Annotated in this window: 17 protein-coding genes, 1 pseudogene and 1 riboswitch; of the genes and pseudogenes, 2 read left to right on the top strand and 16 right to left on the bottom strand. The window is 38.4% G+C overall.

Going from position 1 to position 22,831, the window contains the following annotated elements; genetic code table 11:
- Positions 1-50: 50 nt before the first annotated feature.
- A riboswitch (guanidine-I (ykkC/yxkD leader) is annotated at positions 51-149 on the bottom strand.
- 85 nt (positions 150-234) lie between these two features.
- Complete coding sequence (locus TR08_RS04490) at positions 235-903, bottom strand: nitroreductase family protein (RefSeq protein ID WP_045516096.1); 669 nt, start codon at positions 901-903, stop codon at positions 235-237.
- A gap of 481 nt (positions 904-1,384) precedes the next feature.
- Here TR08_RS04490 and TR08_RS04495 point away from each other — a divergent pair, with 481 nt between their 5' ends.
- Positions 1,385-2,002: an NUDIX hydrolase gene (locus tag TR08_RS04495; protein ID WP_045516097.1), complete on the top strand. Its 618-nt coding sequence runs from the start codon at positions 1,385-1,387 to the stop codon at positions 2,000-2,002.
- 181 nt (positions 2,003-2,183) lie between these two features.
- Here TR08_RS04495 and TR08_RS04500 read toward each other — a convergent pair whose 3' ends face one another.
- From TR08_RS04500 to TR08_RS04515, 5 genes are all read right to left on the bottom strand, one after another.
- Positions 2,184-2,681 (bottom strand): peptidoglycan recognition protein family protein, encoded by a 498-nt coding sequence (locus TR08_RS04500; RefSeq protein WP_045516099.1) that lies wholly within the window; start codon positions 2,679-2,681, stop codon positions 2,184-2,186.
- Between the two features lie 15 nt (positions 2,682-2,696).
- Positions 2,697-3,509 carry a protein phosphatase 2C domain-containing protein gene (locus tag TR08_RS04505; RefSeq protein WP_045516100.1) on the bottom strand — a complete coding sequence of 271 codons (813 nt, stop codon included), beginning with the start codon at positions 3,507-3,509 and terminating at the stop codon, positions 2,697-2,699.
- A 268-nt stretch (positions 3,510-3,777) separates the two neighbouring features.
- Positions 3,778-4,284 carry a hypothetical protein gene (locus tag TR08_RS04510; RefSeq protein ID WP_045516101.1) on the bottom strand — a complete coding sequence of 169 codons (507 nt, stop codon included), beginning with the start codon at positions 4,282-4,284 and terminating at the stop codon, positions 3,778-3,780.
- A gap of 311 nt (positions 4,285-4,595) precedes the next feature.
- Entirely contained in the window at positions 4,596-4,694 is a 99-nt protein-coding gene (locus tag TR08_RS33830; protein WP_441911153.1) for a hypothetical protein, read from the bottom strand.
- A complete protein-coding gene (locus TR08_RS04515) occupies positions 4,681-5,076 on the bottom strand; it encodes a YitT family protein (RefSeq protein ID WP_370576272.1) in 396 nt (131 codons plus the stop codon). The genes TR08_RS33830 and TR08_RS04515 overlap by 14 nt, the downstream gene beginning before the upstream one ends.
- Positions 5,077-5,248: 172 nt before the next feature.
- Here TR08_RS04515 and TR08_RS04520 point away from each other — a divergent pair, with 172 nt between their 5' ends.
- Entirely contained in the window at positions 5,249-8,911 is a 3,663-nt protein-coding gene (locus TR08_RS04520) for a metallophosphoesterase (RefSeq protein WP_052427339.1), read from the top strand.
- Positions 8,912-9,174: 263 nt separating this feature from the next.
- Here TR08_RS04520 and TR08_RS04525 read toward each other — a convergent pair whose 3' ends face one another.
- From TR08_RS04525 to TR08_RS04565, 10 genes and pseudogenes are all read right to left on the bottom strand, one after another.
- A complete protein-coding gene (locus tag TR08_RS04525) occupies positions 9,175-9,369 on the bottom strand; it encodes a hypothetical protein (protein WP_045516102.1) in 195 nt (64 codons plus the stop codon).
- A gap of 616 nt (positions 9,370-9,985) precedes the next feature.
- A pseudogene (locus TR08_RS30740) lies at positions 9,986-10,336 on the bottom strand (glycine betaine ABC transporter substrate-binding protein); the annotation flags it as partial.
- Positions 10,337-10,563: 227 nt separating this feature from the next.
- Entirely contained in the window at positions 10,564-14,157 is a 3,594-nt protein-coding gene (locus tag TR08_RS04530) for an outer membrane protein assembly factor BamB family protein (protein ID WP_045516104.1), read from the bottom strand.
- A gap of 98 nt (positions 14,158-14,255) precedes the next feature.
- Positions 14,256-15,341, bottom strand: coding sequence for a HupE/UreJ family protein (locus tag TR08_RS30155; protein WP_052427340.1), 1,086 nt, complete (start codon positions 15,339-15,341; stop codon positions 14,256-14,258).
- A gap of 522 nt (positions 15,342-15,863) precedes the next feature.
- Positions 15,864-17,150 carry a Glu/Leu/Phe/Val family dehydrogenase gene (locus tag TR08_RS04540; protein ID WP_045516106.1) on the bottom strand — a complete coding sequence of 429 codons (1,287 nt, stop codon included), beginning with the start codon at positions 17,148-17,150 and terminating at the stop codon, positions 15,864-15,866.
- A 120-nt stretch (positions 17,151-17,270) separates the two neighbouring features.
- A complete protein-coding gene (locus tag TR08_RS04545; protein WP_045516107.1) occupies positions 17,271-18,773 on the bottom strand; it encodes an amino acid permease in 1,503 nt (500 codons plus the stop codon).
- 295 nt (positions 18,774-19,068) lie between these two features.
- A complete protein-coding gene (locus TR08_RS04550) occupies positions 19,069-19,347 on the bottom strand; it encodes a YokU family protein (RefSeq protein WP_045516108.1) in 279 nt (92 codons plus the stop codon).
- Between the two features lie 2 nt (positions 19,348-19,349).
- On the bottom strand, positions 19,350-20,759 hold the full coding sequence (gene ablA, locus TR08_RS04555; RefSeq protein WP_045516110.1) for a lysine 2,3-aminomutase: 1,410 nt from the start codon (positions 20,757-20,759) through the stop codon (positions 19,350-19,352).
- A 74-nt stretch (positions 20,760-20,833) separates the two neighbouring features.
- Positions 20,834-21,313: a GNAT family N-acetyltransferase gene (locus TR08_RS04560; RefSeq protein ID WP_045516111.1), complete on the bottom strand. Its 480-nt coding sequence runs from the start codon at positions 21,311-21,313 to the stop codon at positions 20,834-20,836.
- Positions 21,301-22,821, bottom strand: coding sequence for a M81 family metallopeptidase (locus TR08_RS04565; protein WP_045516113.1), 1,521 nt, complete (start codon positions 22,819-22,821; stop codon positions 21,301-21,303). Before TR08_RS04565 ends, TR08_RS04560 begins: the two co-directional genes overlap by 13 nt.
- Positions 22,822-22,831 lie beyond the last annotated feature (10 nt).

Genomic DNA, 22,831 nt, shown 5'->3' on the forward strand with positions numbered 1-22,831 from the left:
TTTTATTATTACCAAAAACAAAAAAAGCCTAAGAGATAACTGTTAACAGTTTCTCCCAGGCTTTTATCCTTCCGTGACACAGCATTGCTGTGAGTTTTCTCTCGGACCAGACCAACACTCATTGTTGCGGAACCCTAGAAAACATTTAATTTATATAATTACATTAAATTATACACACATTAATAATTAATACAAGAGTAAAATCCGCCGTTTTTTGTATTGAATTAGTGGTAATTAGAGTTTTACCGATGGCAATTCGTTAAAGAACGCTACATCTTCAATAGGAAGACGTGTAGTAGGATGTCCTGGTTTCGATGCTTTTCCGATAGCAATGAGCATAACCGGGACAAACTGTTCGGAAATTTCGAAAGCTTCCACGAACTTCGCTTTATCGTACCCTCCCATCGGAACAGTGTCGTAACCTTTGGATCGGGCGACAAGCATAAGCTGCATCGAAATAAGACCTCCATCCGTATATACGATTTGGCGAGCCACTTCAGGCGGCAAGTTTGAGTACATGCCGACTGTTCGTTCGATGAATGATTTAGCCGTATCAGCCGGCATAAAGCCTGCTTCAACTGCCTGCCCATAAATTTTTTCGGCTTTCTTGTAGCTTTCCACATCCCCAAGCACAGCAATTATGGCTGAAGCTTCGACTACTTGTTGTTGGTTAAACGCGATTGGTAAAAGCTTTTCCTTCAACTCCGGTTTATCGATGACTAGAAAACGCCAAGGTTGCAGGTTCGAAGACGAAGGTGCCAACGTTGCCAGCTCCAATATTTCGGTCATTTCTTCGCGTGAGATCCGCACTGTTGGGTCATATGTACGAACAGATCGACGTTCGCGAATAACATCTAAGAACATTTGCTGTTCGAGCTTTTCTATAGTTTGAGTGTTTGACATAATAATTCCTCCTAGTAATGATAGTTTACTTTATCTCTACTACGAACATTTTATGGGATATTCAAATATAGTAAGAGTTTATAACCCTATCATGAAAAATGTGATAAAAGATACTTCTGCCACTAATGTTTGCATCTTACTAAATTACCTTACTCACATTGAACCCAATTGTCAAAAATAATACATTAGTAACTTAAACCATTAAGCCCGCTAATACCCTTTCATTTGGGAGGAAAAAAGCCGATTTCCCCTACGCTAAGGGGGGTAGCTTCAGGAATTGCGGATTTACAAGGTAAAGGAAATTCTAATATAAAAAGCCCAATTTCTCAGTATTTACCATGAGAAATTAGGCTTTTTCGTTAATCCATTAATGTGCCCGATTGCAAAATAATCTATAAAGTACAGGAGTTGTAGCAAATTTTTGCTTGATTAATATATATGATAATATTAGATAGTATTAGACAAACAGGTGGTGATGATATTGGAACCTAAATGGCTGGATTGGGCGAAACAACTTCAATCCATTGCGCAAACGGGATTAACGTATTCAAAAGATGTTTATGACTTGGAGAGATTTGAATTAATAAGAAATATAAGCGTTGACATTTTAGCACATCACACAGCTATGGACAGGCCTGTAATTAAAGATTTATTTGCAGGTGAAACTGGTTATGCAACACCTAAGGTTGATATTAGGGCAGTAATCTTTAAGGATGATAAAATACTTATGGTCCGTGAAAATACCGATGGTAACTGGGCATTACCTGGCGGCTGGGCTGACATTGGACATACCCCAAGCGAAGTCGCTGTTAAAGAAGTAAAAGAAGAATCGGGATTTAATGTGAAACCGATCAGAGTATTAGCTGTAACCGATAAAAAGTGCCACCCACATCCTCCTTCTGCTTTTCATGTTTATAAAATATTTATACAATGTGAAATAATTGGCGGGCAGCCAGCTATAGGAATTGAAACAAGTGAAGTGAAGTTCTTTGCTGAAAACGAACTGCCTCCTCTGTCAACAGCTAGGAATACAAAAACACAAATTGAGATGGCTTTTAAATACTTAAAAAATCCCCATGAAGCCGTTTATTTTGATTAAGTATATTATATAAAGGTAACTTCATTTTTTTAATCTCTAAATGTTTAAGACCAAGATATATTTGAAATCCCTCAAAATACATCTTGGTTTTGAATTTCTATTTTCTTTAAAGCCCCGAATCTTCACACTAAAATTTATACTCCTATATTTCAAGAATCTTATAATGTGTCTTGTTTGAACTTCACTCTTTATCTTTATATTTTGGCCATTGCATCTTAATAGATTCTCTGAATTGGTACATATTAAAGTTTTTACCAGGACAACTTTTTGCGATACCTTTTAATTCACGATGTCCCAGAATGTTAGTAGTTGATAAATTATATTGATGTAGTAGGAAAATGCATAGTTTCCTTAATGATTTTAGCTGCTCTAATAATGGAGTATGAATATCAAAGTTACCAGCTAAACAAATACCTATTGATTTTTCATTATATGAATATGCGTGTGCTCCAATATGGTATCCTCTTCCTTTAATAATTTCACCATTTTCCTCAATAAAAAAATTGTATCCTATTCCACTCCATCCACGATGATCCTGATGAAACCTATGCGTCTTATTAATATCCCAACCTATTTCTTCTGTATGATGTACAATGATGTACATGACATCTTTTAAAGGAATCAGCGGTTCTTTAAACGATAAATTAATATCTTTAATCAATCCCGGTTCAACTTTCATGTATACTTCTCCTCATCACATAAACTGAATCATGATCCCAGTCTTATCATCTGAGCGAAGATAATTCCTTTTCTCATATTGTTCTAATGCCATAGCATATACATGTAAACCGCTTGTATTTATCCTATTAAATGTTTCTTCAATTGAATAGTTTGGATGAAAAAGACCATCTGTTATCATTAATAATGTTTTGATTTCACTGATATATACTTGACCATGCTGAATAAAATTTAAAACTTCTTTTTTTCCATTCGCTACAGTGTACCCATATTCCATATTAGCTAATGAACGATTAAAGATAAGCTGTTGAGTACGATTCTGATAATACTCCTCATCTGGAATTTTAATTCCTTGCTTTCTTTGTTCCTCACGCCATGCCTTCGATCTATAACTTATACCTTTTACAGTATCCCTTGTTAAGGCTTTTATGGTTCCGTTTTGATACTCAGCAATGATCATACAATCACCAAGCTGTGCATAAGAAATCTTTCCGTCTTTTTCAATCTTTATAATTGCAGCACATGTTGACCAAAGATTTTCATGTTTTTCCTGATTCACCTTGTATTTTTCCATGAGTTCTCTCAACATTCTATTTGCAGCCATGATTCCTTCACCTAATGAAAGATTACTTCGGTAGTGTCTAAAGAAATAATCTTTAAATATATTAGATGCTAAATATGCACCGTTCATTCCGTTTTCATCTTTGAATGGCATTAATGGAGTTGCCCCATCAAAAACCCCATAAACATTTATCTTTTCATTTAATACTAATGAATCTTCACTAACACTTTTATGAAGGGCAGCACTAAAAAAAGACTCAACTTTCATTGGTTGTCCACCTCCTTTTTTATAAAAATTAACAGAAAAACGATTAAATAGATAAAGAAATTATATGATTTAATAGGAAATTTTATGGCTACTAATTTTCTATTGCTCTATTAATTTCCATAAACACGAATCAATAAAAGCGAATGTTACCATCCAAATAAAAGGAGAGTAACATTCGCTTTTTTTGTTATGAATTCGTGGTTTTAACTGTCCTGCCACTTCCTTTATTAAGGAAATATAAAATAAAAAACCTTTTTCTTAACTCTAATCAAACTTCAATCTTTTCTGGATAAGAATACGATTCCTCAAGAAGCATTTCCCACTGTTCATACAAGCTATTAGCTGTCTCATAGTCTTCGTAGTCCAATGACAGATCTTCCTCTAATTTCTCTTTTAAACGAGAGCACATTCCTTCCCATCCCTCTAAGCTTTCGTTATCAACAAAGTTTGATAACATCGGTTTCGTTCTATTCCAATTTGAATAAAGGATGTTACACCATTCCAATAAATCCTCTCGGTATTGGTTTAGTTCCTCCATATCGACATATTGTTCAAATTCAAACTCCATCTCGTCTTGAAAAGCATTTATTTCCAAATATTCTTCATCGATTTGGATTTGCCCTTCCATTTCCAAACAATATACAGAATCGACTTCAATTTCTTCTTGAAAAGCATTGGATTCTCTTTTTAGCAGTTCCAATTGTTCAAATAAAATTTTAGATGTTTCATGACACCATTCCAACAAATCGTCACGGTAACGTTTTTGTTCATTCATTTTGATTCATTCCCCCACCCAGGTTATTTATTTCATCATTCTCTTCACAAAAGAACTGGTTATTTCTCGCCTATTTAATAACCACAATCTCATACTATGTAGAACAATTGTCCCAGGATTAGGCTATTACCTAATACAAAACACAACACTTCAGTAATGAAATGGAGAGAGAATCCCTGAACCAAATTCACTAATCACATTAAATCCCTTCAATCACAAAAGTTGTTACTCCAACAGTCGAAATAGCCAAGCATGAATAAAGGAAACTATCTAATTCCAGTACTGTAAAACCTACTAAAACAATAAGTCCATCATGGAAAATAATGACAAGTGCTAAATTTAAGGAAAACTCCAGAAATGATTTTGGCAATTAGGCCCGTTCCACCCGTGCTCGTCTTATATCGGAGCATTAAACCAATACCCGTTCCAATGATGTCTCCTCCTACTAATACTGCCAAGGTGGGATACGAAGAATTGATTACGTAAGGGTGCAAGCAAATCGATAAACAAAGAAGAGATTAACAACCCTTGTAAACTGCTAAAAAAATAGCCTCTTTCATTCAATGAAGCGAAAATACAGATCGGGACGCTCAAAGGTACCATGGTCATTCCTGTCTGAAAATGAAAGAAATAATGAAGTATTAATGCAATACCCAGGATTCCCCCATCAATTAAATGATTAGGCACGAGAAACCCATTTACCCCAATTCCTAATAGTAAGCTGCCAATAATCGTAGCCATTAATTTCTGAAAAATAACAATCACCTTGTCCAGTCTTTTTATTCTATACATATTCACCATCTTAAAATTAAGAATAAGGGACAAATGCTATTTCCCTGCATTTATTTATTATGGAACTGTCACTAGAAAAGTTTAGAAAACTTTTACATAAATGTAAAAGTTCCGAAAAACAGATGTAATAAAATAAATTCGAACATCAAGAACATACAACAAGGAGGACAGCATGATAAGAAAATGGAGAAAACAGCTTGTAGTTTGGATGATAACAACATCATTGGTACTTATTAACTTCGAGATATTTTTCCCAAAAATGGGAGAAACGTCATCTAAAGATGATGTAGGTTATAAACTTAAAAGTGAAGTAGTTGAAGAGTATTGGATTACTCAATCGAAGCCGAATATTGATTTTACAAAGGTACCTATTTTTCTTGTAACTGAAATCGTACCTGACAGCACCAACACTGGAGGTGCAGATGGCTATGAGTTTATTGAAGTCTATAACAATACCGATACAAGTATCAATTTTAAAGATTATAAGCTTATGTATCGAAATGGAGCACAATTAACAACAGACGTTATTTGGCCTTCCGTACCAGATGAGTTGTTTATTAAATCGAAGGATACGCTGGTTTTCTGGATCATTAACGATAAAAATGGAGAAAAAACAGTAGAAGACTTCAATAAAAACTATGGAACCAGTTTAGTGGAGAACCAAAATATTGTCCGGGTCTACAACGCTAGCATGGCAAACACTGGTATGCATGGACTTGTAGTAGCCGATAACACAAAAAAAGAGATATCTGTATCGTATTATAATGATCAAGAAGGCGGAGACGACACAAAACGGAACAAAGGCATTCTATTCCAATTTCCCCAAAACAGCTCAACCATTTCATCAAAAGTTAGTGCCGGAGTGAAAAATGGTACTCCCGGAAAGATAGAAGCTTATCAAGTCCCCACCCAGCCGGTGCATATTGAAGAAGATCATGGAAAACCAACCATTGAAAATCTAACCACACAAACAGAAGTGAATGAAACAGAGAATATTAAGCTCACTGTAGATGCGGAGGACGACAAAGCGTTAAAAACAGTTAGTGTCTCCTACAAGATCAGTGGTGCAAGCGACTACAAAAGTGTGATTTTACAGCAGGACTACAACACCATGTTTTTTAATTATACGGTTTACTCACCAGAAATTATAGGAAAAGAATTCATTGAATATTTCTTTGTAGTATCAGACGGAAAAAATGAAACAAAAAGTAACACGTACAAAGTAAAGATAACCAATGAACGAAATAAGGATAGTCTTCGTGTAAATGTAATAGATAACCAAATTCTATCTAGAAAGGCAGTCATAAAAGGAACCTCTAAAGATGAACCAGCTGACCTTATCAAATTGCAAATTAATGCCCGGAGGGTTGTCGAAAAAACATACAATACAATTGAAAACACTGCTTATCTCGCATTTGAAGTTAGCAACGTAGATATGTTTTTTCAAAATGCAGTGACGATTGGAGATGAAGTACTTCATATTTTTGACACCTGGATTTTAGATTGGCAAACCATCACCGTTCCAATCCAACCTGACCGTTTGAAAGTCGGGGACAATATGTTTACCATTCGCACTGGCAATAAAGCATCTCCGTTTGATTTGAATTCGGTTGAAAATCGTGATGATTATCTATTGCGAAACGTTCGTTTAGTATTAGGAGATGGCACGATTATTACGGATTCTTCCTTCAGCAACCCCAACAAAATAATGTCCATGAAGGACAGCAATCCCTTTAAAGAATTCCATTTCATCCTTTCAGAAGCGGTTGCAACTTCAAAAGCATACAGTTGGAATACAATGGCTGTGACTGATGGAGCGCATATGATTGCAGTTAAAGATTCAAATGAAGAAGTAAAAGTCCCCGTAATGGTTGATAACACTGCTCCTACTATTGACCCCTCCATTGATAAAAACAAGCCGTACAAAGGTGAATTGGTGATAGACCCTGTCATTACTGATGCAATTGCAGGAGTAGCCTCCTCTGAAGTAACACTGGATGGAAGCAAGATCGCAACACCCTACTATACTTCATCGTCACAACTGGCTCCTGGGAACCATGTATTAAGCATAAAAGCTGTTGATAAAGCAGGAAATACAAAAAATGTGAATTATCCATTCAATGTAGTGGATGAAAACCCCCGTAAACCAGAGTCCGAAATATCAACAGGTAAGATAAATGGAACTCCGACCATTCGAGTAAAAGTAAGTGACCCAACAAATGATGACATGGATGTTACTTTTTATCAAGCATTCCAATATTTACCGAAGGATTCGAACAACATAACATCCTATCAAAACACAGCGAATGTAGAGCCTCCCCCAATACCTGTTCCGGAAGGAGAGCAGCCATTGACAAAAGCAGAACTTTCACTGATTTCAACACGAGATGGAAAGTATTTTACAACCAAATCCTCTGACAAATTCCCTTATCATCGCTTTGATGTGACAGTAGACACTTCAGTAAATGAGAAAGATGTAGTTGAGCTTGTATGGAAAGGTAAATCGTTAAAAGGTAGAAAAGTGACCATGTATGCATGGAATCATTTAGAACACAAATGGAAAGTTGTGACGAAAAAAATTGCAGGCAAAAAAGATTTTACATTAAGAGGTACTGTAAATGTTTCGGAATACATGATGGATCATAAAATAAACGTACTGATTCAAGATGAAATTCCAGCATCCGCAAACGACTATGATTACACATTTGTGTGGATGTCTGATACCCAGTACTATTCCATGACCTATCCCTATATTTTTGATACACAAACCCAATGGATCGCGAACAATAAGAATGTATTGAAGATCAAGTATGTTTTCCATACCGGTGATTTGGTAGAAGAATCGTTCAAAGATGAGCAGTGGAAACATGCTGATCAATATATGAAAACATTAGAAAATGCCAATGTTCCATATGGCGTTTTAGCTGGAAACCATGATGTAGACCATAAGTCTAGTGATTATACACAATTTTATAAATATTTCGGTGCAATCCGCTTCACTGATAAACCGTATTACGGAGAAACTTACAAAAATAACCGTGGTCATTATGATTTAATCTCTGCACATGGGAACGACTATCTTATGGTGTATATGGGCTGGGGAGTGGACGAAGAAGGGATTGCCTGGATGAATCATGTTCTTGCGGAGCATCCTGATCGAAAGGCCATATTAAGTTTCCATGAATACTTGATGGCCAGTGGTTCCAGACACCCAAACGGAGAAATAATATATAAAGAAGTTGTATTGAAAAATCCAAATGTTATTGCTGTTCTTTCCGGTCATTATCATGAAAGTCAAACAATCGTAGATGAAATCGATGATAATCGTGACGGTAAACCTGATCGCAAAGTATATCAAATGCTTGCTGATTATCAGGCAGGACCGGAGGGTGGTCAAGGGTACATGCGTCTTCTTCACATTGATCAGGACAACAATCGAATCATCGTGAATACGTACTCCCCATATATGAAGGATTACAATTTTTATAATACGGATGTATATCCTGGCAAAGATGAATTCGTCATGGATTTAGATATGCAACCGAGTGAAAAGAGAGTCTCTACTGATTCCTTCGAAGTAAACGTCTATACAGATACAGAAATTGGAAAAAAAGAAAATGTGAATAGCGGAATGTTTGCAGAAGTACAATGGAATGGGTTAACTGAAAACAATTCCTATGCCTGGTACTCAGTCGTAACAGATGACTTTACTGGAAAAACAGTATCGAAAATTTGGACATTTACAAAAGGAAAAGCTTATGAGCAGTCCCATGAGACAGTCATAGATATTACTATGAGAAAACATCCAAGAACAAGAACTGGTGAAACTCAGTAATATACAAAAAACTATATTCGAAATCGGAGTAGCCAATATCCCTGATTGGCTACCCGCATTTCTCTATTTAGGTATTTACTGTAGCCAATACCATTGAAAAATTCACGTTTAGTTGCTCTTTTTAATAGATTTAATGCATAGAAGGAACTGTAAATACGCTAAATCTACCACTAAAAAAGGTTTTGGAAAAACAAACAGAAAAAACCCGAAAGACTATAAATCTTTCGGATTTTCTAGGTGTTTAGTTTCTTATCGTTTAGTTACTACCAACAACATTTTCTATGACATCTTCTATCATCATGTTTATCATCATGTTTATCATCATGTTTTTTTTCACAACGGCGTACAGCTTCGCAAAAATCATCAAAATCAAATTCAATTTTTGCATTCAATTTGACTTTTCTATCTTTTTTACAACAATCATCATCGTGATGGTCATGGGATCTTGAGCAGCTCATCTATTATCCCCCCTTTCATTTTTTATAAATTACATTTGTATTTTATTCAGTCCTTGGACAAGCCGTAAGGGCGAATATCTTTTAAATGAAAAAAATGTGCTATTAAAACACAATTCGCAAATTCAGTTAGTAGAAAACAATTAAATTCCTCACCCTAGATTTACTTGATCCTTTTAAAAAAAGGCTGTGTTAGACAATATTTTTGATTCTTCCAAAGTTATCAATCTTTATGAACAACCAAGGACATTGAAGGATTTGAAAAACATTATTTCAATGTTCATGCCCCTCTAGCTATGAAGATCCCCCATATTATGAGTGAATCGATTAGAAGTGTCATTCAGTCCCAAAATACCAACTTAAACTTTTACTAAATTACAGAACTTGAATTAGAAAGCATGGATACATTAAATCCAGCAATGTCTAGCCCTGAGGCACGAGCAACCGAGGCGGATGGAATAAATTTTTTTAAATACCTAAATAATCATCCAATCTTCACAATTGTTGAATAATCGGAGTGTAGAATGTTTCTTAAAAATAAAAGCGAATGTTACCATCCAGATAAATGGAAAGTAACATTCGCTGTTTTCAGTTTTAACTGAGTTTGGCACTACCAATCTTATTTTTCCAACAATCCTTCTTTTTCTAAGTACTGCTTTGCAACTTCAAAGGCACTTTTGCCGTTACCATTAACTTGATAGTTCATTTCTCGCATTTGGTCGTCCGTTATTTTTCCTGAGAGCTTATTTAACCCAGTTTTGATTTCTGGGTATTTTTCAACAGTTTCTTTTCTTACTAATGGTGCACCTTGATACGGAGGAAATAGATTTTTGTCATCCTCTAAAACAAGGAGGTTATATTCACGTAATTCGCTATCGGTTGAATAGGCATCGACTAAATCTAGATCACCTGTTTTGATGGCATTATACCGGAGCTATGGTTCCATTTTTTTTACGTTAGCAAATGGAAACCATAAAAGAAATACGCTCAATTTGGCGTAGTAACAGGTCAAAAAGAATAACAAGGATGGCTGCAGGTATTGCGCCAAGAATAATAGTTGACTACTATCATCAGAACATTAATTTACAAAACTCGACATACTTCGGCGTGTGCCAGGCACCGGATTTCTTATAATATCTCAATTAATAAAAAAGGGGAAAATGTCCTCTGAACATTATCCCCTCCCTATATAATATATTACTGATTGTACAAAACGCTTAAAATTGAGAATGGGTTTTCAGGGTGAATAGCCTTTATTGCAGTAACTTTTCTATTGATTGTATAGCTTTCACCTGCTGAAAGTTCAATCTTCTTCTGGCTCATAATCCAATTGCCATTGCCATAACCCGTAAGACCACTAGTTTCCTCAGGGTATATGATTCCATATACTTGTTTGTCGTTTCCTGTCATGCCAATCCATGGTTCACTTAAATTGAATTCTTGTGGATTTGAATAAGGAAGCGTAATGGAATTATGCCCTCCTGCCCCACTTTTTTGTCCTGAACCATCATAATCAAGAGCATCACCGATCCATAAGGTTTGTGTATCCGAACCGGTATTTTTGAAAACGGTTTTAGCTGAAATCCAATCTTGATTTGCTTCAATGGTAAATGTAGTTGCCACATCAATACTTGGCAGAGCAAGAGATTTACCAATAGCTTTTACAACTGCACGATCTTGAGATACTTCAATCACTTCTACTTTTTCACTTTCTACTGTAAGCTGTTGCCAAGCCTCTGGTCCTACAGGCTTCTCTTTCGATGCATAAGGCAGATTAAACCAATCCATTTGGTCTTCCAACCCTTTTGCTGCGAAGTCAATGACCTTTCCTCTAGTAACTCCTGGAAGCTGGGAATCCACACTTTTCTCGGCAATAAGCATGGCCATTTTATTGTTTTCCATCACGATATCTTCCATTTTCCCTTCTGATATCGGACCTGGAATTGTTTTTCCAAAGCCTGCGTCAACCGTGACAGGAGCTAATTTGATTTCCATACTTTCCGCACCACCATTAGCCAATTCGATATCGATTCGGTTCGTCTGGTAAGATAAACGAGATGCAACCAATTGATATTTACCAGGCTCAACCGCTAGTAAGAAGGTTCCATTCTGATCTGTCATTCCTGTCCGCACCTTTTCTCCTTTTTCATTTGTAATCGTTATATTCGTAGCTTTAATAGTTTCTCCTGTAACAGTATCCATCACCTTTCCAGTCACTCGAGGCCAACGCTGTACAGCTTTTCCGCCGGGAGTGAAAGCATATAGATTTCCATCAAGTGCTCCCACCACCAATGTATTACCGGAAATTGCAGGCGAAGAAGCTACCCAAGCTCCGATTTCATGCTTCCAGAGAGGTTGTCCTGTTAATCGGTCAAATGCATACAAATTCCCGTCGTTCGAACCAATAAAGACGGTTTCTCCACTAATGGCGGCAGAGGAAATGATTCCTCCGTTCGTACGATGTTTCCATTTTAATGAACCGTTCACCGCATCTAAAGCTGCAACATTACCATCCGGGAATCCCATATAAACGATTCCATCGACAGCCGCAGGTGAAGATCCTGTTGCATTCCCGTGAATGTAAGACGAATCGGAACTCTTGTACCGCCATAGCTCTTTACCTGTGGATGCTTCAAGGGCCACTAATAATCCACCCTGATATCCCATGTACAGCTTTCCTTCGTAGATCGCTGGCATCGAGTGCATCCATCCCCCAGCAGGCTTTTTCCTCCACAGTTCTTTTCCAGTAGAGGCATCAAGAGAGATGATCCAACCTCCGTCTGCACCAACATAAACCTTACCATCCGCTACTACAGGAGTGGATTCAACAATCCAGTTCCCCGCTAAAGCAGCACTCCATAATTCTTCACCGATTTTAGCATCCATCGCCATGATTTTTCCGCCGCTTCCAGTGCTGTATGCTTGGTAGACGACTCCATCTGCTACGGTTGGTGAATAGTACATCCAAGCTCGCTGTACTTCATCCTTCCCAAAGGATTTCTGCCAAATAATCTCTCCATTTTCTGCATTCATAGCATACATCGTACCGCGAATAGAGGAAGCGTATACAATCCCGTCCACTACAGCTGGAGACGCTTGTACTTGAGCATCGGCTTGAACCTGCCATACTAATTCGCCTGTTTTTTGATCAACGGCATGGATCGCATGATTAGCATTGCCATCCTCATCACGTGTACCAATATAGACCATTCCTTTTGCAATCGCAGGGGAAGAAGTAAGAATCGTTCCCGGTGTCCGATACGTCCAATTCAGGCTAAGACCTGCATCAAGTGTATCTTTTGCTGCTCCTGTATGTTGTGCATTTCCATGGAACATACTCCAGTCTGCACCACTCATTGGTGCAACGCGTTTTTTGCTGTCCACTATTGTGAACGTATGATTTTTAGACCAAACCTTGCCAGCATCATCGGTCACTCTCACTTCAATGGCATGTTGGCCTTTTTCAGCATTTTTCCCATCCCATTGGTCAAACCATGCCATTCCACTGCTTTGTTTTAATTTTTTCCATGGACCAGAATCGACTCGATATTCTACACTTGTTATCGTACTTGTCGAATTGTATGCATTTACTAACACATCCATTTTTCCTTGTGAAACTTCACTTCCTGCAGATGGGTGGACAATTGAAGCACTTTGTTTCACATCATACATTTTAAACTTATTGTCCTGTTTCCCGCCTTGGAAATTAACGATCCGGAATCCGTTCGGCATCTGATCAATCGTGTAAGAACTAGACACAGTTGTTACATGATTAGCTCCCGGAATCGTGTCCTGGGCAACATCGTTTACATGTGTATGTCCTACCATCACTAGTCGTGTCTGATATTGACTGAGAACATCAATAAATTCTTTCGTCTTATCAGGTGAAGGAGTTTGCGGTGTATTCAACGGTTTATGCACAAATACAACCACTTCCTTATTTTTGGCATTTTGAGCAAGATCCTGCTTTAACCATTCCAATTGGTCTGTTTCAATGAAACCCAGATTATTTTCCAATGTAATAAAGTGCCGATTGCCGTAATCGAAGGAATACCATTCAGGCCCTAGATATTCTCGATAACGATCAATTCTTGTTTTATAGTCTGAACCAGGAGCAAAGTCATGGTTTCCTACCGCAGGGTATACAGGCAATTTGGAGGTAGCGGTGCTTGCTGTATAATCCTCAAATTCTGCATCTGTTGCACGATTTGTTAAATCGCCGCTAACCGCTATAAAAGCAGGATTTCCTGTCGATTCATTGATTTGTTTTAGCTGTTCTGTGAATCGTTCTTGGTTATTGGTTGTACCAGCTTCCACGTGAACGTCTGCAACATTGGCAAAAGTAAAATTTGGATTACTTGTTTCAGGTGTATGTAGCAGTCCGAAATGTTGCTCCCGTGTTTCATCTGCCTGAAGGTTCCCTAACTGTGCATAAAACTGCGGTGTTTTGTTTTTATCTGCAGGTACACTATATCCGCTTGGTACAGTGACAAATACGATATCCTTAACACGTCTTTCCGTATCAATGATTAGTTGATAGTTTCCCTGTTCATCGGTTACGGACAGAGTTTTCCCATCAGAGACGGTGACATTCGGTATCCCTGGTTCGTTCCCATCCTGCACTCCATTTTCATTTTTGTCCTGGTAGACGGTTCCTTTAACGGTCGCATTCTGATTATCGGCAGTTACTGGTTTGAGCACGGTCGCTAACGAAAGACCCGTCATTAGCACAATTACACTTGGTTTTAACACCTTATTGATTTTTTTCATTTTATCTGGTTCAAGTATCATTCTTTCTCCTCCTCCTTATTTTTTTTCCGGTTATGACGAAATCGCATCGGTCATTTTATAGGCATCACCTCCTCTTGGAATGGCTGACATGGTAACCATTAAGACAAAAAGCGTTGAAAATACCATGTTAATCCGATAAAGAAGATGGCTATGTTCGTCGCCAGGTGTACGGAATATGACCATTTATATTTTCGAATCAAGATAAGGATTGGGAAAAGAAGAGCAATGATGAGAGCTTGTCCCATTTCTACACCCACATTAAAAGTGAAAATGGGCCAAATCGCAGTCCAATCGGTTGTATTTAATTCCAGTGCCCCCGCAAAGCCAATTCCATGAACTAAACCAAATAGAAAGACAACTCCATTTCGATATTTTTCTGAAAGTCCAATGTATTTTTCTATTGCTACAAACGCCACACTTAATGCGATTAACGGTTCTACTATTTCAGCAGGAATAGATAGTAGATTAAAAGAAGTGAGTCCGATTGTGACACTATGGGCTAATGTAAACAATGTCATGATTTTTAGGACATCGATGAATCTTTTTGAGGTAACAACAAGAGCAATGATGAAAAGAATATGATCTAGACCGATCAGAATGTGATGAAAGCCCAGTTTAATAAAAGGGATACTTTGACCGATGATAGTTTGTTCACCTACGTGAAGTTCCCTCTTCTCTGATGTAAAGACAAATTGGCCTTTACTATCTCCGATTTCATAGGAGGCAATATTCCTGTGAGCAGAGTCATTATCTTCAAAGAAAATATCATAGGTAATTTGTAAAGCAGCAGAATCCTTGTTTTTAATCGGATAATGGAAAGTAAGATTGGCATAATCTCGATTCAATTTTCTTTCCACTCCCGTTTCGCCCAAGCTGCCTTCCACTTTTGCCCCCTGATTAAACACGGCTAGTTTTGAGTGAAAATATTCTTCTAGCTTATTTTCATTTTTGGTTAATGCATACGCTAAATCAGAAGCTGTCGTGTTGGTTGTTACTCCAAGATCAACAATTCGTGCCAATTCAAGATAATCCAGTTGTATTTCATATACCAATCCGCTGTCATCCATCGATAGTTTGGAATATCCTTCACTGTTGTCCGTATGGGCAGAAGCTCGAAACGGAAAAATCATCATACATATACATAACATTGAAAAACCTAAATATTTTTTTACTTGACCAGCCATTAGCCACACACCTTTTTTATATTTTCGAAAAATTCACTCCTCGTTTATAGTAGTTAAGTAGTTTTAATACAGGATTAATTATTTGTAAAGATGATATGAAGAATTGTGTAGAAATGGTAAAAAAAAACAGTGAAATGGTTGCAGGTAATAAGTATTAATCTATGAATTTAAATTATTAACACTAGTGACAAAATACTAGACAATGAATGAAAAAATAACCCCAATAAACTCAAACAGCCGAATATTGTGTCACGATTGCTACGTATCTATAAAAACGAGCTTATTTGCTTTTATTGTAAATGTGTCAAAAAAAGACGGTGCCAATTAGAATGGCACCGTCATCATAAGAAAAAGAACTGCTGGAGTAATCCTTACTCCCTTAATTATAAAAAAAGGATGCTACCGAAGCTCAAAAGGAACTTTTGAACACCCTTGTCTCTTAGAAAAATCACAAAAAACCTTGCATAATACCTGCAAGGATTTTTTGATCTGAAGTGAAATCTAGCTTTCACCTTATAGAATTTATACCCAGCCTCTAAACCTTGAAGCTTCAGACATTTTACGAACACCTACCATATATGCGGCTAAACGCATATTAATATTCCGTCGCTCGGATGTTTCATAAACATTATTAAACGATTGGACGAGTACCTTACGAAGTTTTTCATTAACTTCTTCTTCACTCCAATAGTAGCCTTGGTTGTTTTGAACCCATTCAAAATAGGAAACAGTTACTCCTCCTGAACTAGCTAAAACATCCGGCACTAACAGAATTCCTCTTTCAGAAAGTATTTTAGTCCCTTCTAGGGTTGTTGGGCCGTTAGCTGCCTCGACAACAATCGAAGCTTTGATATTATGTGCATTAGCTGTGGTAATCTGGTTGGAAATTGCAGCTGGAACTAGAATATCACAGTCAAGCTCGAGTAACTCTTCATTTGTAATCGTGTTTTCAAACAATGTTGTTACCGTTCCAAAGCTATCTCTACGGTCTAATAAGTAATCAATATCCAAACCATCTGGATCATAAAGCGCACCATAAGCATCAGATATCCCAATGACTATTGCACCTGCATCATGCATAAATTTTGCTAAAAAGCTCCCTGCATTACCAAACCCTTGAACAACCACCCGAGCTCCTTTGATGGTAATTCTACGTTTTTTTGCAGCTTCCTCAATGCATATGACAACCCCTTGTGCGGTAGCCTTTTCACGGCCATGTGAGCCGCCAAGTACAAGTGGTTTCCCTGTAATGAATCCAGGCGAATCGTATTCACGAAGCCTGCTGTATTCATCCATCATCCACGCCATAATTTGTGAGTTTGTATAAACATCTGGAGCAGGTATGTCCTTTGTAGGTCCTACAATTTGGCTGATTGCCCGAACATAAGCCCTGCTAAGCCGCTCTAGTTCTCCCATTGACATCGTTCTTGGGTCGCAAATAATACCGCCTTTTCCGCCTCCATATGGTAGGTCGACGATGCCGCATTTTAAACTCATCCACATCGACAATGCCTTAACTTCGTCCTCGTCCACTTCTGGATGAAAACGAACTCCGCCTTTTGTCGGTCCAACAGCATCATTATGCTGCGCGCGATATCCAGTGAATATTTTAGTCGACCCGTCATCCATTCTAACAGGCATTCGAACAGTGAGCATTCTCAATGGTTCTTTTAATAGTTGGTACATCTCATCTGCATAACCTAATTTATCTAAGGCTTCTTTTATCACAATCTGTGTTGATGTTAAAAGGTTCAAAGACTCATCTGACTTTTGTTCTGTATTGCGCTCTGTTACCCCTACTTCTCCCATATGGCACCCCTACAGTGTTAGTTGAAAATCTAAGACAATACTTTTTGAATTCGTTCAATCGCCTAATCTAAATCCTCTTGGCTAATAATGAGTGGCGAAGCGAAATGAATCACGGTTTCTCTATTTAGATGACATCTCTTCAAAAGAACATTCCTTTAGTGGAACGACCTTCGTTTTATGAACGAGTTTATACCCGATCCAAAATGCCAAAAAGATCGGTAAACCAATATAGGACACGGCTACTCCATACCAATCAATCTCACTAGTTAAAAATGCTTGATAATTTTGTCCCAAAATGACAATGACACACATCGCAAAAGCGAGAATTGGACCGAGCGGGAACCATTTCGCTTTAAATTTCAAAGCATTCATGTCCTTGCCTTGGGCCATATATGCTTTTCTAAAACGGTAGTGGCTGACTGCAATTCCAAGCCATGCAATAAATCCCGTTAATCCTGACGCATTTAATAACCATGTATACACTTGATCTCCAAAAATGGACGTTAAAAAGGCTAATCCTCCGATAATCGTCGTGATGACAAGGGCATTCATCGGAATCCCCCGATCATTTACATTTTGTAAAAATTTAGGTGCCTGACCGTCCTTTGCCATGGACCATAGCATGCGTGTCGAAGCGTATAAACCGGAACTCCCTGCCGATAAGACCGAAGTCAAAATGACCGCATTCATCACAGATGCCGCAAATGCAATGCCCACTTTGTTAAATACAAGGGTAAAAGGGCTGACAGCGATGCTGTCGACATCCCTGCCTAACAGGTTTGGACTTGTATAAGGAATAATAAGGCCAATGACAGCAATGGCAACGATATAGAACAGAAGAATACGCCAAAATACTTGTCGAATCGCCTTTGGTACATTTTTCTCCGGCTCTTCACTTTCTCCTGCAGCAATCCCCACGAGTTCCGTTCCTTGAAACGAAAAACCTGCGATGAAAAAAATACTAAAAATGGACAAAAGACCGCCATGAACCGGAGCATCTCCTAAAGTAAAGTTTTTAAACCCGATAAAATGTCCGCCCAAAATACCGAAAATGGTGAGCAAACCGACTCCAATGAAAACAATAATTGTCACTACTTTTATTAGGGAGAACCAATACTCGGATTCTCCGTAACTTTTAACCGATAATGCATTCAATAAAAAGATTAGACCTAAAAATAGTGTACTCCACACGATGCTTGGTACATCCGGAAACCAGAACTTCATAATAATAGCTGATGCGGCTATTTCAACCGCCAGTGTAACAGCCCAGTTGAACCAATAATTCCAACCAAGCGCAAAACCAAATGCAGGATCGACAAAACGACTGCCATAGGTTGAAAAGGATCCTGAAACCGGCATTAGAGTAGCCATTTCTCCGAGACTTGTCATCAAAAAGTAGACCATGATGCCGATAGCTCCATAAGCTATTAGTGCTCCACCAGGTCCAGCTGTTTGAATGGATGACCCTGTCGCTAAAAATAACCCTGTTCCGATTGACCCTCCAATAGCAATCATCGTCATGTGACGTGCCTTTAGATTGCGTTTAATATGCTCTTTACTTTCCTTACTATTCTGATGTTTCTGATTATTTTGGTCATTATTATAGTTTTGGATTGCTTCCATTCTTGTCCTCCCTAACTTTTTAACTATTAGCATCTATCTAATTTTTTAGAAAACATATGTTCATTGTCCATCTGTTTTTTCGATGTATTTACTTAGCTGACAAGAAAACGCATGCAAATAATACATAATAAATAACCTCAATTAGTTGGATTATGTTTATCCCTACTGATTGTTAGCCAAACTTTCTGGTTCTTAAGGACAATTTATCCCTTCTTAAGGATGATGGGGATACATTGTCCATAAGAATAAAATTCATCTCTCGCTTACTATCGAAAAACGGGAGACGGCTAGCTAATTATTTCGAAAAATCAAAGTAGTTTCGCTTCAATAAGCGTGGAGCGGCCATAAGTGTTTCATACGTCATACTTTTTTCGAGCTTTGAGCAATCGATTAAAAATAGATGATCCTCAATTTCTTTCACCGTATTATCTGTTTGATAGGTCATACCGCATTCCAAGCAATGAATGGATGGTGTGTCCTTAATTTCGATCGCATTTGTTCCATCTGGAAGTTCCCAATACACGGTGTTGCTCGTTTCACGTGCTGTGTCAGATTCGCACCATTGACAAATCAAAGTTATTCCTCCTTTGCTCCCACTGTTTCATATTTCTTCATTTGCGATTGGAATTTTTTCTCTTTTAACTCGTCACGTTTGTCACGTTTATCTTTTAATGAACTATGCTCAGTATTTTCCTTATACGTTTTGCGGCGATCTAACCGTTTTAATCCTTCAGGTGTAAGGTTAAATTTCGTATCATCAATAATGGATAGAACACCATTACTTTCAAACTTTTCAAACACTTCAGGATATACCTTTTTGTAGTAATCCTCTGCACTGCCTGACTGATAATTTGTTGGTTCTGGATAAGATGTAATGACACCTTCAAAGTTACGTAATACGACTTTATTAGAACTTTGAGAAATGATATAGTTCGGCTGCAATGGAATTTTGCCTCCTCCACCCGGGGCATCAACAATAAATGTCGGAACGGCATAACCCGATGTATGACCGCGAAGTCCTTCCATAATTTCTAATCCTTTGCTGATTGGTGCACGGAAATGGCCAATCCCTTCAGATAGGTCACATTGGTAAATATAATATGGACGAACTCGAATTTTAACAAGGTCATGCATAAGCTGTTTCATGATCGGTACACTGTCGTTAATGCCTGCTAAAATAACCGACTGGTTACCAACAGGTACACCAACATTTGCAAGCATTTCACATGCACGCTTCGATTCTTCCGTAATTTCAATAGATGTATTAAAATGTGTATTCAACCAAACTGGATGATACTTTTTCAAGATATTACAAAGATTTTCGGTAATACGCTGTGGGAAAACGACAGGTGCTCTTGTACCAATACGAATAATTTCTACATGCGGAATCTCACGTAAATTCTTTAAAATATATTCTACAATATTGTCATTAATAAGGAGCCCGTCTCCTCCGGAAATTAACACATCTCGAATTTGTGGGTTAGATGCGATATAATTAATCGCTGTGTCTAACTGTTTCTTTGGTACACCCATTCCGATTTGTCCAGAGAAGCGCCTTCTTGTGCAGTAACGGCAGTACATGGAGCATTGGTTTGTTACTAGGAACAACACGCGATCTGGATAACGATGTGTTAACCCAGGCACTGGTGAGTCTTCATCTTCGTGAAGGGGATCTTCTAAATCATATCTTGTTTTATTCAATTCCGCAGAAATCGGAACAGACTGCATTCGAACCGGACATCTTGAATCATCAGGATCCATAAGCGATGCATAATAGGGAGTGATGTTTAATGGGATTGTTTTTGTTGAGATTAAAACCCCTTCCTCTTCTTCTGGTGTTAAGTTAACTACTTTCTTTAAGTCTTCTAAATTTTTGATAGTATTCGTCAGCTGCCAAACCCAATCGTTCCATTGCTCATCTGTAACATCCTTCCAAAGCTCGATTTCTTTCCAATGTCTTTTTGGTTTGAATAAAGTGTTTCTCATCATAAACTCCTCCTAAAATTAGCCTATTTTTTTATTGACCATATTTGATGAATTCTCCTCTGATCATTACTTTATTAAGAAATGAGGTATTCCATATAATAGCGATTTTCCCCTTCGCCAAATTCATCGAGTCTTGTCTCTTTTATGACAAACCCTAATTTTTCATATAACTTGACGGCTGCCTTGTTTTTAGTACTGACCGTTAAGCAAACCTTACGAAAACCATCTTGCTTTAGAATCGGATAAATTTCCTGTAAAAATAATTTCCCGATTCCTTTCCCTTGCTGGTCGGAGCGGACATAAAACCCAAAAATGTAGGCTTTATGAATATCATTGTAAGCTCTCATCACTTCGCAAATCGCAATCGGCTTTGGATCATTTTGCTGCCGGTATTGAATGAGTTTTCCGTAGCGTGTAAGCGGGACAAGGGATTGTTCATCTACTGCTCCTAATCCTGGAAACGCATCTTGCTCAAGCTCCATCATCATTTTTAGCTGTTCTGGATTCAATGAAGCTGGTACTTCGACATAATAGGTTTTGTTCAATGTTTCCATTTTTCTTTCCCCCTTAGTTCTACTTCAAATTCGATATCATCCAGCGGCCAAATTGGCTTAGGAATGTAACGATACGTAAAAGCTGTTAAACGATTGGATGCAACACCAGGTGCATCCACATAAATGATACGGCCAACAATCGGCTCAAACGCTGCCCGGAAATGATTTTTAGCCTTTAGCGCAAGAATTCTCTTTGCCTGCGGCTCAAGACCTATATGACGAAACATTTCCGGATCATTCGCTGACATCGGCCTTCCAATAAGGAGGATATCCATATTGCCAACGCGAATGTGAGCCGCCCCCTTTAAATCAACTCTTAAATGCTGATTGAACGGCCCAGAATTGTGAAATACACCGGCTGATAAGGCCACTACCGTTGCTTCGACCTGTACGGGCTCCCCAAATTCAGGCGATACTTTCCCTCCAAGTGACAACAATACCTTATTTCCGGCTCCCTTCTTGCGGCAAGCCTCAATAGATTCTGGATCGTAGAGTCCTCCAAACAGCGTGTTAGGAATGTTCATCTTCACCATCTCCCGAAGCAGCTCTGTTGTATCCCCGCTGCCGCAGCTTAAAGGATTATCCGAGATGTCCGCCAGCACGACCGGCTTGTCATCTTCAATCGACATCGCCAAATCGAGCCCTTCTTTTACACCGGGCAAATCCATGATAAATTCTTCTTTTACACTCCAGAACAAGGAAGCCATCTTTTGGGCAGTCTCTTTTCCTTTTTGTGGATCCAGCGAAACAACAAGTACACTTGCACCGACCATGGGAATATCCGAGTAAGGAAAGCCACCAAATACGGACACATTATAAATGCCTTCTTCCTCTTCGGCCTGTTTCGCCCACTCTATCATTTTGTGCATCGGCCCTTCTGCAGTTCTCATATTGATAGAGGGAGGCATCATCGGCAATTTTTCAAAAGAAGCGTAGTAAGTCACACTTTCCTTTAATTGTTTTATCAAAGCGATTGCCGCATGAATGCCTTGTTCGTACATATCAATATGCGGATATGTTTTAAATCCAAAATGAAGCGGTGTGTAATCAATCATTTTTTCGCTTAAATTGGCGTGCATGTCCAGCGTCGTCGCGATTGGAACATTCAATCCGATAAGCCCGCGAATTTTTCCCAGTAAATGCTCTTCCGGATCAAGGAGGTGCTCCACGACCATCGCTCCATGCAGTGCAAGCAATAATCCGTCCAGCCTTCCAGCCTCCCGGATTGACTGGAGCATTTGCTCTTCGATGATGGAATACGCTTCTGTTGATACTACGCCCGATGGGACCGCTGCCGCACAAAGCAGCGGTACGATTTCTACATCCATTTCTTGATTCAATACATCCAAAAACCCGCCCACTTCCGTTTTCGTACCAATATAGGCATCATAAATTTCATCGCCGATAAAGTAGCCTTCATTTCGAAACTGTTCGATTTCAGTTTTCATCGGGCTGAAACTGTGGGATTCATGGTAAAAGAATGCAATACCGATACGATGTTTTCTCATGTTCTCCCCC

This window comes from Neobacillus niacini (assembly GCF_000759675.1).
Classification (GTDB): domain Bacteria; phylum Bacillota; class Bacilli; order Bacillales; family Cytobacillaceae; genus Neobacillus; species Neobacillus niacini_A.